At 40.7% G+C, this 17,849-nt stretch carries 16 protein-coding genes and 1 pseudogene; 9 read left to right on the top strand and 8 right to left on the bottom strand.

Annotation, left to right across the window (positions count from 1 at the left end):
• Window positions 1-681 precede the first annotated feature (681 nt).
• A complete protein-coding gene (locus tag NOS7107_RS07060; RefSeq protein WP_015112288.1) occupies window positions 682-2,085 on the bottom strand; it encodes a ferredoxin:protochlorophyllide reductase (ATP-dependent) subunit N in 1,404 nt (467 codons plus the stop codon).
• 78 nt (window positions 2,086-2,163) lie between these two features.
• On the opposite strand from NOS7107_RS07060, the gene NOS7107_RS28470 reads away from it, so the two are divergent.
• Entirely contained in the window at window positions 2,164-2,382 is a 219-nt protein-coding gene (locus NOS7107_RS28470) for a hypothetical protein (RefSeq protein ID WP_157373987.1), read from the top strand.
• 28 nt (window positions 2,383-2,410) lie between these two features.
• On the opposite strand, the gene NOS7107_RS07055 is transcribed toward NOS7107_RS28470, so the two are convergent.
• The 3 genes from NOS7107_RS07055 to NOS7107_RS07045 form a co-directional block, all read right to left on the bottom strand.
• Window positions 2,411-3,211, bottom strand: coding sequence for a DUF5331 domain-containing protein (locus NOS7107_RS07055; protein WP_015112287.1), 801 nt, complete (start codon window positions 3,209-3,211; stop codon window positions 2,411-2,413).
• Between the two features lie 31 nt (window positions 3,212-3,242).
• Window positions 3,243-4,109, bottom strand: a complete 867-nt coding sequence (bchL, locus tag NOS7107_RS07050; protein ID WP_015112286.1) for a ferredoxin:protochlorophyllide reductase (ATP-dependent) iron-sulfur ATP-binding protein — start codon at window positions 4,107-4,109, stop codon at window positions 3,243-3,245.
• Between the two features lie 548 nt (window positions 4,110-4,657).
• Window positions 4,658-4,966, bottom strand: a complete 309-nt coding sequence (locus NOS7107_RS07045) for a TIGR02450 family Trp-rich protein (RefSeq protein WP_015112285.1) — start codon at window positions 4,964-4,966, stop codon at window positions 4,658-4,660.
• A gap of 196 nt (window positions 4,967-5,162) precedes the next feature.
• Between NOS7107_RS07045 and NOS7107_RS29655 the strand changes: the two genes are divergently transcribed.
• From NOS7107_RS29655 to NOS7107_RS07030, 4 genes are all read left to right on the top strand, one after another.
• A complete protein-coding gene (locus tag NOS7107_RS29655) occupies window positions 5,163-5,288 on the top strand; it encodes a hypothetical protein (RefSeq protein ID WP_301280992.1) in 126 nt (41 codons plus the stop codon).
• A gap of 61 nt (window positions 5,289-5,349) precedes the next feature.
• Complete coding sequence (locus NOS7107_RS07040) at window positions 5,350-5,559, top strand: hypothetical protein (RefSeq protein ID WP_015112284.1); 210 nt, start codon at window positions 5,350-5,352, stop codon at window positions 5,557-5,559.
• Complete coding sequence (locus NOS7107_RS07035; protein ID WP_015112283.1) at window positions 5,549-5,938, top strand: type II toxin-antitoxin system VapC family toxin; 390 nt, start codon at window positions 5,549-5,551, stop codon at window positions 5,936-5,938. Before NOS7107_RS07040 ends, NOS7107_RS07035 begins: the two co-directional genes overlap by 11 nt.
• 236 nt (window positions 5,939-6,174) lie before the next feature.
• The gene (locus NOS7107_RS07030; protein WP_015112282.1) at window positions 6,175-8,952 is read left to right on the top strand and encodes a leucine-rich repeat domain-containing protein; all 2,778 of its coding nucleotides are present in this window, start codon (window positions 6,175-6,177) and stop codon (window positions 8,950-8,952) included.
• A 187-nt stretch (window positions 8,953-9,139) separates the two neighbouring features.
• On the opposite strand, the gene NOS7107_RS07025 is transcribed toward NOS7107_RS07030, so the two are convergent.
• On the bottom strand, window positions 9,140-11,848 hold the full coding sequence (locus NOS7107_RS07025; RefSeq protein WP_015112281.1) for an MASE1 domain-containing protein: 2,709 nt from the start codon (window positions 11,846-11,848) through the stop codon (window positions 9,140-9,142).
• Between the two features lie 130 nt (window positions 11,849-11,978).
• Window positions 11,979-13,220 carry a glycoside hydrolase family 10 protein gene (locus NOS7107_RS07020; RefSeq protein ID WP_015112280.1) on the bottom strand — a complete coding sequence of 414 codons (1,242 nt, stop codon included), beginning with the start codon at window positions 13,218-13,220 and terminating at the stop codon, window positions 11,979-11,981.
• 390 nt (window positions 13,221-13,610) lie between these two features.
• On the opposite strand from NOS7107_RS07020, the gene NOS7107_RS07015 reads away from it, so the two are divergent.
• Window positions 13,611-14,108: a hypothetical protein gene (locus NOS7107_RS07015; RefSeq protein ID WP_015112279.1), complete on the top strand. Its 498-nt coding sequence runs from the start codon at window positions 13,611-13,613 to the stop codon at window positions 14,106-14,108.
• 240 nt (window positions 14,109-14,348) lie between these two features.
• Entirely contained in the window at window positions 14,349-15,473 is a 1,125-nt protein-coding gene (locus NOS7107_RS07010) for a hypothetical protein (protein WP_015112278.1), read from the top strand.
• Between the two features lie 30 nt (window positions 15,474-15,503).
• Here NOS7107_RS07010 and recR read toward each other — a convergent pair.
• Together recR and NOS7107_RS07000 are read right to left on the bottom strand one after the other, a co-directional pair.
• Window positions 15,504-16,100, bottom strand: a pseudogene (recR, locus tag NOS7107_RS07005) (recombination mediator RecR); the annotation flags it as partial.
• 73 nt (window positions 16,101-16,173) lie between these two features.
• Complete coding sequence (locus NOS7107_RS07000; RefSeq protein ID WP_015112276.1) at window positions 16,174-16,515, bottom strand: helix-turn-helix transcriptional regulator; 342 nt, start codon at window positions 16,513-16,515, stop codon at window positions 16,174-16,176.
• An 80-nt stretch (window positions 16,516-16,595) separates the two neighbouring features.
• On the opposite strand from NOS7107_RS07000, the gene trxA reads away from it, so the two are divergent.
• Both trxA and NOS7107_RS06990 read left to right on the top strand, forming a co-directional pair.
• Window positions 16,596-16,928, top strand: coding sequence for a thioredoxin (gene trxA / locus NOS7107_RS06995; RefSeq protein WP_015112275.1), 333 nt, complete (start codon window positions 16,596-16,598; stop codon window positions 16,926-16,928).
• A 196-nt stretch (window positions 16,929-17,124) separates the two neighbouring features.
• Entirely contained in the window at window positions 17,125-17,790 is a 666-nt protein-coding gene (locus tag NOS7107_RS06990; protein ID WP_044499791.1) for a nitroreductase family protein, read from the top strand.
• Window positions 17,791-17,849 lie beyond the last annotated feature (59 nt).

The raw sequence follows: 17,849 nt of genomic DNA, 5'->3' as shown, positions 1-17,849 counted from the left end.
CCCACCGTATGGTAGAGAACTGTCCCGTTAACTACAAAATAACAAAGAAAATATAAAAGTGGGATTTTTTTAACTTATGGATTGCTGATACAGAAAATAGCAATTCCATATATTCAATTTAGATCACACGTTCGGAAACTATACAGTATCCAGAGAGTGAATTTTGCGAACAAAAGCGCAGCTATATTCTGACTTCAGCTAGACTTCTCAGGAATTACCTCCGAAGGCCAAATGATTGTAGGATATTGAGTATCAAATAAATTGTTATGTAAGCTACATAAGTAGACCCAAATATTATTTAATTAGTTCCTCAAAATCGTTTCATAAGCAGAGACTAATAATGTTGTATAAGTAACCAAACAGAACATCAGGGATGCAAATTAAATCTATCAAGATATCTAATTATGAAGTAGTCAGGATAAGAGATGTTTAACAACCAGCTATGTTTGAAATAAATATCTATGCCCATAGGGTAAAATCTTCACGTTATCTTCACATAATATTTAAATCTATCGGCTCACTTTAGTGTGAAAAATACTAAAAAATAACGTATCTAATACAACAAACGTTCTGCGCTCTTTTCTATCTGTGCATCTTTGCGTGAACAAAAATAAAAAAGGCGAATTAAACAAAGTTCGCCTCAAAAGTCATAATTGTATGAAATTATTCACAAAGTCAATCTTAAATCTTTGCTTCTTCTCTAACCAATTTATCCCAACCCAAATCTTTCAGATTATTATTTCGACGCAACGGGCGAGTGACTAATTCTAAGATGTCACGGGCATTGCCAAAACCATGAATTTGAGCAAAGGTAAACTCTACAGACCATTTAGTATTAATGCCGCGTGCTTCTAATGGGTTAGCGTGAGCCATACCTGTAATTACCAAATCTGGTTTTAAATCATAGATTCGCTGTACTTGGTTGTAATTATCTGGCTTCTCGACAATCTTGGGTAAAGGTACGCCCATTTCTTGGCAAGCTTTCTCTAAAAATGCCAATTCCGCAGCTTGGTATCGCTTATCCATATAGGGAATGCCCACTTCTTGCACTGTCATTCCGCAGCGCACCAGGAACCGAGCTAAGGAGACTTCTAGCAAGTTATCCCCCATGAAGAATACAGACTTGCCACGAATGAGTTTTACATAATCTTCTACACCTGCCCAAATTTGTGCTTCCCGTTCATCTAAACCTTTGGGCGTAATGCCAAATACTGAGCAAATTTTCTCTATCCAAGCGCGAGTACCATCAGGGCCGATGGGGAAGGGTGCGCCAATTAATTTGCACTTGCGGCGACGCATTAAGGTGGTAGCTGTGCGGCTGAGGAAGGGGTTAACACCAGCAACGTAATACCCTTCTTCTAGCACTGGTAATTCAGTGAAGCGTTTCGCAGGTAGCCACCCAGAAACTTTGATGCCTTGTTTCTTTAATTCTAAGGTTAACTGGGTAACAACAGGATCGGGAAGGGAACCGAAGAGAACTAAGGGAGGATGATCTACGTATTCTGATTCTTCTTGAACTACGTCTTCTTTTTTCTTACCAAAGTTGAGCAGTTTTTGAATGGCGTTGCGCTCATTTTTCTCGTTTTCTGTTGTTGGCGCTTGGCTGGGACAGCGATTTGCCATTGCAGCTAAAACGGTGTCTTCACCTTGGGTGAAGGCGTAATCTAATCCGTTGGCACGCGCTACAACAATAGGAATGCCAATTTCGCTTTCTAACTTGGGTGCTAAACCTTCCAAGTCCATTTTGATAATTTCCGTGGTGCAAGTGCCAATCCAGACAATCACACTGGGATTGCGATCGCGTTTTATTTGATCACACAACCGCTTTAATTCTTCGTAGTCATTTAACTGTGCTGAAATATCACCTTCTTCTAACTCTGCCATTGCATAACGGGGTTCAGCAAAAATCATTACCCCCATTGCATTTTGGAGAAAATAGCCACAGGTTTTTGTCCCAATCACCAAAAAGAAGCTATCTTCAATTTTTTGGTATAACCAGGCCACGCAGCTAATCGGGCAGAAAGTGTGGTAATTCCCAGTTTCGCACTCAAAGTTTAAAGCTTCTGGTTGTTGAGCGACAGTCATTTTTGTTTTCTCCCCATTGTTATTTAACGGCAGATGAATATAGGGTTAGCAACAAGAAGAGTTGGGGAGTGAATAGCAGTGAGAGGATCATCACCCACTCTCTATTCCCCACTCCCTAACGCCACTGGCAACAACGGAGTTTACCTCCCTTCTGGTTCGCAGTTCCTTCTCCTGGCAAAAACGCTGCGCGTAGCTTGCTTCCCAGTAGGGGTACAAGTCGGCAAAGCCACTCAACGGACTGCTCACCGCAACGCAGTGGCTCTTCCCTGCTTTTCGGCACATAGCACCAGTGAATAATCCCTAAATTCAACTTAAACAGCAACTATTAACTGTTGGGGAAGAGACGGGCAATTTCTGAATCATCAAAAACACCAGTTGGTAATTCTTCCCCTAAAAAATCATTATTTTCTTCACCCTTTTGCAATCCGGTTTCATCACCCCAGACATCAGACAAAACATCACTAAAAGCTGCTTCATCTGGTGTGTTTAAATCACCAAGCATTTCTTCATCTAGCTTGGTGGCTGATGTGGGATCACTATCGAAGGAAACACCGCCAAAATCATCAGTCTCTGGTGCGATCGTCGTTCGCGTAGCGTCTCGCAGAGAAGACGTTGCCAAAGGCATCGCTGCGGGAAACTCATGTTTGCCGTTCTGGCCATTGGATAAGGAAAGATCACTTAATCCATTGTCGTTTTCCTCTGATTCATTAGCATCTAAGGCAAAACCGTTGAGGTGAGAAATTGCTAAAGTTTCATCATCAATATTGTCATCGGCATTATCATCTGCCACAACCACTGTTGAGTCATATTGGTTGGTTTCTGGTTCTACTGGAGGATTACTCAAGCGATTACCAAGGGCGATATCTGGGTCAAAATGCAACTCCAACACTTCAATTAAGGTGTCAGCATCAGCATTCAGTTTGGAAAATGGCATCATCAACTGCGCTAGTTTTGGCTCTAGCGCGTTCACAACTCCCAGGATGAGGTAAGAAGGTGGTCGCTTCCCCCCATCAGGGGTGTACACCGACTCTACTTCCATGTGCAAGGTGATCCAGTCACGATTCGCCTGGAAGAATTGCAACCACTTTTGTCTGATCGAATCTGTAAAACTATTAAAGAAAGCCATATTCCGTTCCTCATCCTGAGAACTTGGTGATTTATACAATCATCAAGTCTAATTCCTCTTCTTGATTAGGAACCTGTGGTTTACGCGGATTTAGATAAAAATCGGATAACAAAGAGAACAATTCCCGATCCGGTGTATCATTTGGGACTACTCCCTCTGGCCTGGCTAAAATTTGGTCGGCAATGTTGAGGTAATACTCGCAAACGTAGTTCAGGGAAGGATCTGACTCTGCCATTTCAAATAATGTTTTGCCTTTAACGCGAGATACGCGAATATCTTCAATTAATGGTAAAACCTCTAGAACTGGCATGGGGACTGCTTCTATGTATTTCTCGATCAAGTCACGTTTGGAAGTCCGATTGCCAATTAATCCTGCTAAACGCAGTGGGTGAGTCCGGGCTTTTTCTCTGACGGAAGCAGCAATCCGATTCGCAGCAAATAAAGCATCAAAGCCGTTATCTGTAACGATCATGCAATAATCTGCATAGTTCAAAGGAGCCGCAAAACCACCACAAACTACGTCACCTAGTACATCAAATAAAATTACGTCATACTCATCAAAGGCGTTGAGTTCTTTCAGTAATTTTACGGTCTCGCCAACTACGTATCCACCACACCCAGCACCCGCAGGTGGGCCGCCAGCTTCTACGCAATCAACACCGCCATAGCCTTTGTAAATGACATCCTCTGGCCAAACGTCTTCGTAGTGATAGTCTTTGGACTGAAGAGTATCAATAATTGTAGGAATCAAAAACCCTGTTAGGGTAAAAGTGCTGTCGTGTTTGGGGTCGCAACCAATTTGCAGTACTTTTTTACCCCGTTTGGCTAAAGCGACAGATATGTTACAGCTAGTTGTTGACTTGCCAATACCGCCTTTTCCGTAGACTGCTAGTTTCACTGTTGTCTGCCTCTTATAGTTTTTTATCAAACTTGTGGCTCAAACATTGGCCTTCACCTAGCCGCCGATGGCAATGTGTGAGGTAGTTAATTGTCATTATTGTCGAAATTACATAGAAAATAAAGGGGGCTAAAATCTAAAAAACTTAGCTATCAAGCTTATGAAGCTACAGTTAATCATTTTATAAATAAAATTGATTCTTAAAACCTTTATTTATTATAAAAATATTTATAATAAATATTTATAAACTACTTTTTATAAAAATAGTTACAATAAACAAAAATATGTAAACTCTCTTTCTGTATGGTTTCTATAGAATCTGTTGATGATGATGCCTAATGAGTATAGGTATAGGGTTGGCAGTGAAGAGCAAAATCCATAAACTGATGCTAAAAGTGACAATAGAAGTTTTTTAGAGACGAAATTAGCCTTGTTTTGCTACTGAATGGACTATCTGAGTACTGATTTTTAATGCTGAATAATTCATTTGTGAAAAATTATAAAATTAAGGCTTTTTACTAAAATTTCTGTGACTTGAGTATTTATGCTCAATCAACTATAGATAAATTCTCGTCTCTAGCCTCAATGAAAGGTGTCTCACTAAAATTAGAATTGCTATAAATTGCTTCCATTTCTTGTAATGATTGCCAGCCACCTAACCACTGAGAACGGTCTTGTAATAATTTGGCATTAATCCAGAAACGAACATTGGGGTCACAGGAAGCAACCATTTCGGCATAAACCCACTTACCCTGATTTTTGCGGTTAACGACTTGAAAGTGTCTCCAACCGTCTACTTTTTGTTGTGCTGTCCACTTAGAACCTACTAGGTAAGGAAATTTTTGCTTTTTGGTCATTGTTAATGGTCAAGAGTCCATAGTTAAAATTATGCTTTATTTACTTGGTTTACTGATAATGGAAGTGAATATCAGTAAGAGATGGTGAAAGTTTAAACGCAAAGTGGCGCAAAGGTAAACGCAGAGAAGCGCAAAGTTTGTTTGGTTCTATTTGAGTGTTAAGTAGTCAAAGTTTGATCGCTCGTTTTGATAAAGAATGCCAAGAATTAATCACAGGTATAATATGCGATCGCCAGAAACTAGTTGTAAAGTTATGCGATCGCCGGTTCCCGTTTTCTCGGTTGCTGAATATTTAGCAGCAGAAAGTAAAAGCGAACCATGAGACTGATTCACTGATTCGTTATAATATTAAGCGATAAAACTTTGCTAAAGAGCGCAAATGTATGACTAGCCGCGAGCAGCTTATCCAAGAACTTGCAGAGGTTCCAGACGAGTTAGTTCAAGTAATGTTAGATTTTTTGCATCGTGTTCAGAAAACACGTAGTCATCATCCTCTAGCGAAATTTGCTGGTATTTTGAGTGATGATGAGGCGGCTGATTTGCAGGAAGCAATTCAAACTGATTGTCGTCAGGTTGATTTAAATGAGTGGTGAGATTACATTAGATACTTCAGTTGCAATACGTTTTTTGAATGGTGATCCTGATGTTGTTTCAAGGGTGTTAGCATTACCAGAAATATTTTTGTCGGTGGTAGTAGCGGGAGAGTTACTGTTTGGGGCTGAAAACTCGACTCGAACGTTGAAAAATCTTCCTCGATATTTAGAGTTTATGGAAGTTTGTACGGTTGTGCCTGTGGAAAAGAGAACCGCACTTATCTATGCTCAGACTCGTTCGGCTTTGAAGCGCAAAGGACGACCAATTCCTATGAACGATGTTTGGATTGCAGCGCATTGTCTGGAACATGGTTGGGTACTTGTGACCGATGATTCAGATTTTGATTATGTGGATGGATTAGTTATAGAGCATTGGTAATGATAGCTATTATTATGTTTTGCGATCGCCTTTTCGCATCATCTGGGCGCGATCGCTAATCACAAAATTTCAAGGTGCGTTGGCGTAGCCCGCACTTCGACATGGTTCGACTGCGCTCACCAGTCGCTCAGTGACCACCGCAGGCATCGCTACAAAGTGATGGTATAGAATTTTGCCCTAATCCGCTAAAATCATCTTCAACAGTCTGCTTTCCTTTTACCCTTTGGCTTGGAATTATGACGCAGGATGAGTTGTTAGCACTGATAGAGCAAGCGGCGGCTAAGGGTTGGCGAGAGTTAGACTTGTCGGGGAACAAGTTGACCAAAATTCCAGAGGCGATTGCTAAATTAACCAATCTGACAGGGCTTTATCTCCATAACAATAAAATAACCGAGATTCCACAGGTGATCGCTAATTTAACCAATCTGATACAGCTTAACCTCAGTTACAACCAAATAAGCGAGATACCAGAGGCGATCACTCAATTAACCAATCTGAGGTTGCTTTCCCTCAGTAACAACCAAGTAAGCGAAATACCAGAGGAGATCGCTCAATTGACCAATCTGAGGTTGCTTTCTCTCAATAACAACCAAATAAGCGAGATACCAGAGGAGATCGCGCAATTAACCAATCTGACGCAGCTTGACCTCTATAACAACCAAATAACAGAGATACCAGAAGCGATCGCGCAATTAACCAATTTGAGGGAGCTTTACCTCAGTAACAACCAAATAAGCGAGATACCAGAGGAGATCGCGCAATTAACCAATCTGAGGCTACTTTACCTCAGTGACAACCAAATAACAGAGATACCAGAGGCGATCACTCAATTAACCAATCTGACGGATCTTTACCTCAGTGACAACCAAATAACAGAGATACCAGAGGCGATCACTCAATTAACCAATCTGAGGCAGCTTGACCTCGGTGGCAACCAAATCACCGAAATCCCAGAGGCACTAGTAAAATTAACCAATCTGAGGCAGCTTGACCTCAGTAACAACCAAATAACCGAGATTCCCTTAGAAATTTTAGATTCAAAAGAGACCAAAAAGATTTTGAATTACTTGAGGCAAATTCGCACAAGTAAAACTCGACCATTACATGAAGCTAAACTCTTGCTTGTTGGACAAGGCAGCGTCGGCAAAACATCCCTCATCGAGCGACTAATCCGCGATAAATATGATAAAAATCAACCCCAAACTGACGGACTGAATGTCCAAACTTGGAACGTGCAGATTCATAGCAAAGACATCCGCTTGAATGTTTGGGATTTTGGTGGACAGGAAATTTATCATGCCACCCATCAGTTTTTTTTGACTAAGCGCAGCCTTTATCTCTTAGTTTGTAATTGTCGCACCAGTGAAGAAGAAAATCGCATTGAATATTGGCTGAAATTAATTGAAAGCTTCGGCGGACAGTCTCCTGTGATTATTGTAGGCAACAAAAGAGACGAACAACCCCTGGACATCAACCGCAAAGCATTACGCGAAAAATATCCCAATATCCGAGCCATTATCGAAACTTCCTGCCAAGATAATATCGGCATTAATGAACTCCGCACAGCTATTTTTCAGCAAATTGCCAACCTCAAAGAAGTCTACGACCTTCTACCCCTCTCATGGTTTGAGGTGAAACAACAACTCGAATCAATGCCCCAAGACTTCATCAGCTACAGCAACTATATCGGCATCTGCTACAAAAACAAAATTCCCGAAGAACAAAACCAAGAACAACTCATCGACTTGCTGCATCGACTCGGCTTAGTTCTCAACTTCCGCGACCATCCTATCCTTAAAGATACCAACGTCCTCAAACCCAACTGGGTGACAGAAGGCATTTACGCACTTCTCAGCGATGAAATTCTCAAAACTCAAACCAAAGGCATTTTCACACTCGCCGACCTGAGACGTATTCTCAATCCACAACGTTACCCCATCCAGCGCCACAATTATCTGATTGGGCTGATGAAAGAATTTGAGCTTTGCTTTGCCCTAGAATGTCACCCGCCAAAATTCCTAATTGCAGGACTTCTACCCAAAGACCAACCAGCGGAAACAGAATTAGAAGGCGAAACCCTGGAATTTCAATACCATTACCGCATTCTTCCCAATAGCATTATCTCTCGCTTTATCGTCAACACCCACGAAAAAATCTATAACCAAGTCTATTGGCGCAGTGGCGTAATGCTGCAATATCAAGAAAATAACGAAATCTATAACATTGCACGGATAAAAGCCGACCCTGAAGACAAAAAAATCTTCATCACCATTAGCGGACGCAAAGAAACCCGCCGTTCATTTCTCAGCATCCTCCGCCATGACTTCAAGAAAATCCACACGAGTCTTCCTAATCTTGAAATCAGCGAATGGGTTCCTGTCCCTGGTTATCCCAATCATCCACCCCCCGACTATCAAGAACTCTTGGGACAGGAATCAATGGGGGAAAGCACATTCACCATTGGCAAATTAAAATTAAAACTGAATTTACGTCAACTTTTAGACGGTTACGAATCATTAGAATCGCGTCAGAAATTACAAAGAGATGAGTTAGAGCGCGATCGCCTCACAATTGTTAACCAGATTTACAATAACAACCAAGCAGAATATAAACCTATGACACAAAACACAAACAACTTTCAAAACTCAAACATCGGTATCTTTGCCAACCAAGTCCAAGACAAAGCCAGTCAGCAAGCGTCTGATTTCACTCAAACCAGTGGCGCAAACATTACCGAAATTCTGCAACTCATCGGCAACCTGCGCCAAACCGCCGCCCAATTCCCCCCAGATGACCGAGAAGAAATCATCATAGATATTGATGATGTAGAAGCAGAAATTCGCAAGCCAGAACCAGAACGGAATAAAACCAAACTTAAAAAGCGTCTCATAGCTTTACTAACTGCTGCTACTTTAATTGCTGCTCCCATTGCAGGTATGACAGATTTTACAAATAATGTTATGGAAATAGGCGACAAATTAGGGATAGAACTACCGCTTCCTGCTGGAAAATAGACTTTTTTAACTCCCTATTGTGTACAAACAAATCGAAAATTTACAGTATGAAACTGTATCCCGCCTTGAACTAAAGTTCCAGGCTGATAGCCAAAGTCTACTGAAGTAGACTGGAATCCATTTCTCTTTGAGTCTTCTTTAGAAGACTTGCGGTATGAGACTTGGAATTTATTCCGAGGTGGGACTGCTATAAGTTAGGCAAAATTTGGGCGATCGCTTTTAGCAATTGTGGTTGTTCAACAGGTTTAACTAAGTGGATTTGAAACCCAGCGGCTAAAGCCTGTTGTTGATTTATCTCACCTGCGTAGGCTGTGAGGGCGATCGCGGGTATTTGTCCGCCTCGTTCGGGTGGGAGGGCGCGAATCAGACGCATTAGCATATATCCGTCAATTCCTGGCATTCCGATATCGCTTAACAGTATGTCTGCTTTACTGGTTGCGAGAAATTCTAATGCTTGGCTACCAGATGCGATCGCACTCACTTTAGCACCCAATTGCTCTAATACCACAGTCAAAAACTTTCCTGTATCTAAATCATCATCTACCACCAAAATATGTAACCCGGCTAAGTTTAAGTCATGATGAACAGTTGCAGTGTTTTTGTTCTGTGGAATAAAATCCAACATCAGGGGTAATTGAACTGTGAATTTTGCACCCATTCCTTCCCCTAGACTTTCGGCTTGTACAGTTCCACCATGCAGTTCTGTGAGATGGCGCACAATTGCTAGACCTAATCCTAGACCACCAAATTGACGGGTGATTGTGCCATCAGCTTGCCGAAAATAATCAAATACGAATGGCAGAAATTCTGGACTAATACCTTTACCGTTGTCTTGAATTTGAATGTGAGCAAAGGTATCAACTTGCTCCAAAATAATTTCTACTTTACCAGCAGCAGGAGTAAATTTAATGGCGTTGGAAAGTAAATTACAAATTATCTGCTGTAAGCGTTCAGCATCACCTGTAACCCATGCTGTATCAACATGAAATATTTTGTTAACTTGCAGTTTCTTTGCCTCAACAGCTAAAGCAACAGTGTCTAGAGATGCTTGCAAAATCTCAATTAAATTTACAGGCTGAAGATTTAAAATTATCTTTCTTTGTTGAATCCGAGAAATATCTAATAAGTCTTCAATCAGTTGAATTTGTAATTTAGCATTGCGTTCAATAGTTTCTAATCCATGTGTCAGCTTATCATCTTCATAATTGCGTCTTCTGAGTAGTGTTACCCAACCTAAAATAGGATTCAACGGAGTCCGCAATTCATGAGAAAGAACGGCAATAAATTCATCTTTTATTTTATTAGCCTTTTCCGCTTCACTGCGGGCAGATTGTTCTCTTGCTAAAATATTTGCGCGTTCTACTTCTGCTTCTTTGCGCTCAGTAATATCCCGAAAGAATATACCTAGACCATCTTCAAAAGGGTAAGCGTGAATTTCTAACCACATATTTTTCGGGATATATAATGCTTCAAAATGTACAGGTATTGATTCTGCGATCGCCCGATAATATTCACGCTCAAATTCTTGACCTTGCATTCCTGGCCATTGCTCCCAATAATTTTGAGCAACTATAGTTTCTGGTTTTACACCTTGAATATTTGCAGCTTGTTGATTAATGTATGTTATTTGCCAATCTTGATTAACTGCTATAAAAGCATCTGTCATACTTTCTAAAATATTGCTGAGGCGATTACGTAAAGCTTTTTCAGCTTTTAATAATTTATCTTTTTCTCGATTGGAGTCTTCTAAATGAACATTGGTTTGCACTAAAGAATCATTGAGTTGAATGAGTTTTTCTGATAATTCAGCACGAGCTTGATATTCTCCGATTCTGAATTTTTCTATAGCCAATTCCACTTGAATTTTTGCTCTTTCTGTAATGGCAACTCCGACTAATAAAGTCACCATAGATTGCACCAAGAGACTTAATTTGTGAACGTGTAAAACTTCTGGCTGTACTGGAAAACGCGGTAATAATATCGCATTAGGATATATTAATAAATAAGAAAAAAGCGTTATTAATATTGAAAATGTAGAGATGATCATTCCCGTAGAGACTCCGAAACGTGTAGCAGCCCACATTACGGGAATAAAGCTCAAAAAAGATAACTGTTGAAACCGAAAATCTGTGTTGCTATTTGCGGAAACTTCCGAAACAGTCACAGACGCAATGCTAATACATAAAAATAAGATAGTGCTGACTTCTATTAAGAGAGGACGACAGGCTAGAAATCTGAAAGCTGGTGATGCAGAATCTGATATTTGAGAACGAGATAACCAACCCCAAGATTGCAGATAAGGAGTTAATATTAGCAAAATTGTCGGTGTAATCCCCATAATCCCGATCGCATTACCTAACCACCAATGAGTAATACTGGTAGTTAGGTTAGTAATGGGCATTTTGCCTATGGCTACCCAAGTTAAACTACCGACTACAGCTAAACTAGTGCTGGCTATTAAAGGTACACTTAAGGTAAAAATAGCCGCGTCTTTGAGGGAATTAAATATGAGAGAACCTTTCCAAAGACGACAGTAAAGTAACCAAGCAACTAGAGGTTCTACAACATCGGTGAAACTAATACACTGCTCCCAACCATACAATCCCCAAAAAGGAGACATGAGGAAAGATGCAAGACCTGTGAGGATGATACCATCTATGCCAAACCAGAAACTAAGGGCGATCGCTACCCCAGATGGCGGAAACCATAAAGAAACTCCCGGCTGAATACGGTAGATCAGCGCCATTCCATGAGCAGCAACTAAAGCTAATAGCCCTAGTGATAAAATCAAAAGCCGTCGATGTCTGGGAGCAACCCTAGCAAATTGCGACAAACGTTGCATAATTGCAAAGAAATTTAGATTAATCAGCCTACCAATATTAGTGCCACTAGTCATATATCTACAGCTTGACTTATGGAACCCATTTCACGAAAAGGTATCACTACATATAGCGGCTATAAAGAAAAAACCCGCCTACGCGGGTTCCCAACCCTTGATCGGCGGACTTAGTTTAGATTTGCCTTGTCTACGGTTTCCAGCCCGCTAATAAATTTGGGTAATTTGCTGGTGTGGGGAACATTTTCTGTAAACTGGCTTGGCGTGCTGAGGCTGATTCTTTGCTGAGATTCCACAGACTTTCGTAGAAAAAGAAAGAGACACCAGCAAAGTTGCGATCGCGGACTTTCTGCAGCTGGTTTTGAATTTGGGCAAATGGAATTGATTTGTTCTTTAACCCAGTGATAATGCCAATACTCACAGGAATATGACTGCGGGCAGTTTTTACTTCTGGATACTCTAATTCTTTGATAAACACATTCAAGTCATCTCGATATATCTGCAACACCAATTCTTCCACAAGTCCCAGACGTTCCCATTTTTGCCAGTCAGCTAAAAAGTATTCGTAAGAAAAACGCTGAGGATTAGGCGCAACAGAAACTAAACAGTTCTTTTTTGTAGTTTTAATAGCTGTGAACACCCGCTTCATAAAGTCGGTGATTTTATTCGCCCGCCAACGCACCCATTCAGGATCTTTGGGATTTTTCGATGGTGCTTTTCCCCGATGGTCTTTTTTATACAGTGCAACTGTATACGCATCGTAGCCTAACTCTGAAGGCAAGCCGAAATGGTCATCAAATTGAATCCCATCAATGTCGTAGTTGCGGACAATTTCTACGATTAAATCTTGGATAAATTTCTGTGCATCTGGGTGGAAGGGATTTAACCAAACTCTATCATGTATGCCTTCTTTGACAATTTTTGTGCCATTGCTGCGACTTGTCAGCCATTGGGGGCGATTTTTAGCTAATGAAGAATCTGCGGGAGCCATAAACCCAAATTCAAACCAGGGAATCACTGTTAACCCTTGTTTATGTCCCTCATCGACAATTTCTTTGAGCATATCGCGTCCTTGCAACCCTGGTGTGGGATCAAGCGATCGCCCAATTACTTTTGCCGCTACTTTGCTGGGATATAATGTGTATCCCCAATTCCATACCGCCGGATAAACTGTATTGAAGTTTAATTCATCCAGGCGCTGCAAAGCATTCTTCAGACGACTGCGTTCAAACAACACCTCACTATCAATATTTGTTAACCATACTCCCCTTAATTCTGAACGCGTCGGCAGATTTTGCGCCGCAATGGGAAATGAAAGTAGGAATGTAGCGATCGCACTGAGAACAACTATAACGGCGAAAAAAGCTTGTTTCCGGCTGTGATACAGATTCCAGACAAATAACTCAACACACCACTTGGCAAATTTTTTCATATTTGGTTACAGACAAAAGAAAACATGGAAAAATGACTGCTATGTCTGAGCAGAAGTTGCTTAGACATCTGCCCAGACATAACAGTTCTTCCCTACACTCATATACCCTTATACCCATCCATCATAAGGGTTTCAGGTTTGTTTAGTGTCATTAGTCTTTGTGTCTGCTTATTCCCTGTTGCTTTAGTAGCATTGTAATTATAGTTACATAAAATTAGATAAAGTATATGTATACAAATATTGACTTATTTACCTAATATTCGACATTTAGGATTATGCTATTTCTTACAACAAGAAAACTTATCCTAGTACTCGTAATACAAGTAACAAACAAATAAGTAACTTCACTATATAAATAAGCCATCTTGAAGACTTGGTGCAAGGTATGTAATGAATATTACTAGTAACTCCGCAGATAATTTAGGCAATAATCTTGCAGCAGTTGAGAGGTTAGCAAGAGCGATGAAGGTTGCAGAGGGAGAATTTTCTTTGATATTAGCCTGTTGCGACTCTATTCCTCAACAACAGCAGATACTGAAATTTTTACAAGAATTGTCATCTGTAGAAATTCAAGAAATGAGATTATTGCCTACAGATGAAACACTTTATACAACTATCACAAATACTATCGATATCTCGCAACCTCAAGCTTTGATGGTGCATGGTTTAGAATCTGTTGTAGCAATCCCACAAATGCTGATCAGTACAAATCTCATGCGAGATGAGTTTCGCAAAAATTTGCATTTTCCTGTAATATTGTGGGTTAATAATGAAGTTCTGAGCCAGCTAGTTTGGTTAGCACCAGATTTAAAAAACTGGGCAGCAACTACTATTAGGTTTGATATTTCTCATAATCAATTAATTGAAAACCAAGCAGTGAGTGCTTAACAAAGCATCATATACTAATTGCAATTTATTTATAAACGTATTTTTAATCTTGTTAATTTTTGGTAAAAATACAGGAACAAACCATCCGTATACCAGCGTCTCTCCTCATGTCTGCTTCACAAGACAGACTTTTTAACAATCCCAAATACATATAATTTTGGGACTGTACATTTTTTGTCATTAATTACTAGATATCAGTTTTTAATGCCTTAAATATTGACTAATAGAGGCACTTTATTTATGAAACTTATGCTAAAAAATCCGCAAACAACCAATCAAGCCCGAATTTTTACCGCCTTAATTTTGACTAGTATTTTGTCTGTTGGTAGTGGGTTAACCCTGATCAAAAGTGCCATAGCTAACCCAACAAACTTTCCACCTGCAACTACCAATGAAGTTTACGCAGATAAAAATAAACCAAATCGCTTACCACCATCAGTCTCTAATGCGGTGCTAAGAGATTTAGCCAGCAGAGTCAGAACATCGAGAGGAGAATTGCAAGTTGTTAATTATAGTCAAAAGACTTGGCGCAATGGTTGTTTAGAACTACCACAACCAAATGAATTTTGTACTCAAGCATTAGTTCCTGGTTGGCTAGTCGTAGTATCTAATGGTAGACAAAAGTGGACTTATCATACTAATAATAATGGGCGTTCTTTACGTTTAGCTTCGGCAAATAATTCATCACAAAATGAATTACCGAGAAAAATTCGAGAAGCAGTTTTACAACAAGCACAAGAAGTTTCAGGATTATCAGCGCGATCGCTATCTATTCTAAATTTTAAAGCAACAGATTGGTCAGATGGTTGCGATCGCTCCACTCCTCCCTATCCTTGTGATCCCATCGTTGTCTCTGGTTGGCAAGTAACTGTAGGTGCAGCAAATCAGCGCTGGGTGTTCTTATCAGATAACGATGGTTCACGCGTCAAGGTGTCTCAAAATGAGAGTTCAACTAACATAGCAAAACCCATTCCCACCAGTGAATTACCTCCACCTTTAGATCAAGGTATAGTATTCCGCCACATCTCCAGCGGTGGTTTTGCTGGGAGAACCTACCAAACAGTCTTACTCAATGACGGGAGTTTGATTCGCGTACGCATTGGTGATGCTAATGATTCCGAACGTAGTGTGCGCCGCATTTCTCGCCAACAAGTACAACAATTTGAAGAATTGCTACAACGCACTAAATGGGACTTTAGAAATGTGAGTTATCCAGCACCAGCCAATGCGGCAGATTATGTTACCTACACTCTGAGCAGCAGAGTAGGTACAGTGCAATATAACGATATTTCACAAAATAACTTACCCACAAAGTTACAACGAGTAGTTACAGCCTGGAACCAACTTTTAGACAATAGTCAATAGTCAAATGAAGTTTCAATCTGAGCCGAAAAACTAATCTAACTCTCGCCGTCCTTCTAAGGCTCTGGCCAAGGTTACTTCATCGGCGTACTCTAAATCTCCACCTACAGGTAAACCAAAGGCAATTCGTGTCACCTTTGTAAAAGGTTTTAGTAGTTGACCAATATACAGTGTGGTGGTTTCCCCTTCTATACTCGGACTGATTGCTAAAATCACTTCTTGGGGTTTTTGCTGACTCACCCGTCGCACCAAAGGTTGGATATTCAACTGTTCTGGGCCAATTCCATCCATTGGGGAAATCACTCCACCTAAAACGTGATATTTACCTTTGTATTCGCGGGTTTTTTCCAGCGCAATCACATCCCGCGAATCAGCTACAACGCAGATGGTTTGATTGTCGCGGTTGGGATTGCGGCAGATTTCACAAACTGGCTCCGCAGATAAGTGAAAGCAGACTGAACACAAGCCTATTTGTTTTTTTGCGTCAACCAACGCTTGCGCCAGAGCCTCTACTTCTGCTTCTGGTCGCTTCAAAATGTGCAAAGCCAGTCGCTGGGCTGATTTGGGGCCTACTCCTGGTAGACGTTGCAACTGTTCGATTAACCGTGCTAAAGGGCGTGCGTAAACCGTGGTCTTATCTCCCGAATGTGTTCACCTTAACTATGATGACATAGGGTGAAAAAGTCTGAAGTCTGAAAATTTATTATTGACTCTTGACCATTGACTTTTGACACAAAAACAATGGTTGTGCCGATCGCAATACTGCTTCTAATAAACCAGGAAAGAGCATTTCTAAATCTTCGCGCCGCAATTGATTAATGTGCTGGGTTCCCTCTTTATGAGTCAAGACTACACCCGACTCTCTCAAAATCTTAAAGTGGTTGGACATGGTAGATTTGGCGATCGCAAAATCAAAATCCGCACAGCATTGCTCTCCTTTGGTTGCCAACAACCGCACAATCTCTAGCCGCACGGGGTCGCCTAACGCATACAATACCGCAGATAGTGATATATCTTTTTTGTCTGGGTGATATAAAAATCTCATACTTGTATTATCTCTTGAACTAGCGTATATTTTAATTATTCGATAAAATCGAATAAACGAATTAAAACAGGAAGGCAACTATGTCATCTGTTACAAATGTCACAGAAGCCACTTTCAAGCCAGAAGTTTTAGACAGTGAGGTACCAGTTTTAGTGGATTTTTGGGCTCCTTGGTGTGGCCCTTGTCGGATGGTTGGGCCAGTTGTTGATGAAGTTGCCACCGAATATGAAGGACAGGTAAAAGTAGTGAAGGTGAACACGGATCAAAATCCCACTGTTGCCAGCCATTACGGAATTCGCACTATACCTACACTTATGATATTTAAGGGTGGTCGGCAAGTGGATACGGTTGTTGGTGCAGTGCCAAAATCTACATTGACTAAGACTTTAGCACAGTATATTTCACAACAATAAGAGTCAGGAGTGTGGGGTGTGGGTGTAAGGGTATAGGGGCTGGGGGGCAGAGGAAGAGTGTTTACTCAACCCTCAACCCTCAGCACTTCACCTGTAGAAGGGAAGCGATATGAACTTGAAATGAAACAATAAATCTGCTAGTCAGCAGGTAGCCAAATATATAATGCCTGTAACCTACCTTTCAGGGGAAAATCTCATGAATCCAATCACTCAAACAAAAGCTTTAGATGTACCCAGCGCTATTCTTCAGCGTCGTTCTATTAAAACTTTTAAAACAGACCCTATCGCACCAGAATTACTCAAGCAACTGGTAGAGTTAACGGTAGCAGCACCCAGTAGCTTTAATATTCAAGACTGGCGAATTATTCTGGTGCAAGATGAAGGGCAAAAAGCAGCCTTAGCCGCAGCATCTTGGAATCAAAAGCAAATTATCGAAGCACCTGTAACTTTTGTATTTGCAGCTGATTCCAGTGCAGGGGAACAAGATTTGACTCCAATTTTAGACCAGGGATTGCAAACTGGCGCTTGGAATGAAGGTACTGTCAACTATTTTAGAAATTCTATTCCGCAATTCCAAGCTGGTTTAGGCGACAAACGGCGGGAATATGCTATCAAAGATGCGATTATTGCTTCTACCCATTTAGTATTAGCAGCCGAAAGCTTGGGGTTATCTACCTGCTTTATGAATGGCTGGATTGAAGACAAAGTTAAAGAAGTAATTGGTGCAACAGATGATCCAAATTTAGCGATCGCTGTTATCGTTCCTGTAGGTTATGCCGCAGAACCTCGCTTAAATCCTGGCCGCTTACCATTTTCTCACAACGTATTTGTAGATAAAGTCGGTAATCCATATCAAGGTTAGAAAAAGTATGAAGTGTGAAGTATGAAATTTCACACTTCATAATTCACACTTCATGGGAA

The organism is Nostoc sp. PCC 7107 (genome assembly GCF_000316625.1).
Classification (GTDB): Bacteria; Cyanobacteriota; Cyanobacteriia; order Cyanobacteriales; family Nostocaceae; genus Nostoc_B.
The sequence above is the reverse complement of the archived record's forward strand: the minus strand, read 5'-3'. Positions and strand labels throughout refer to the sequence as shown.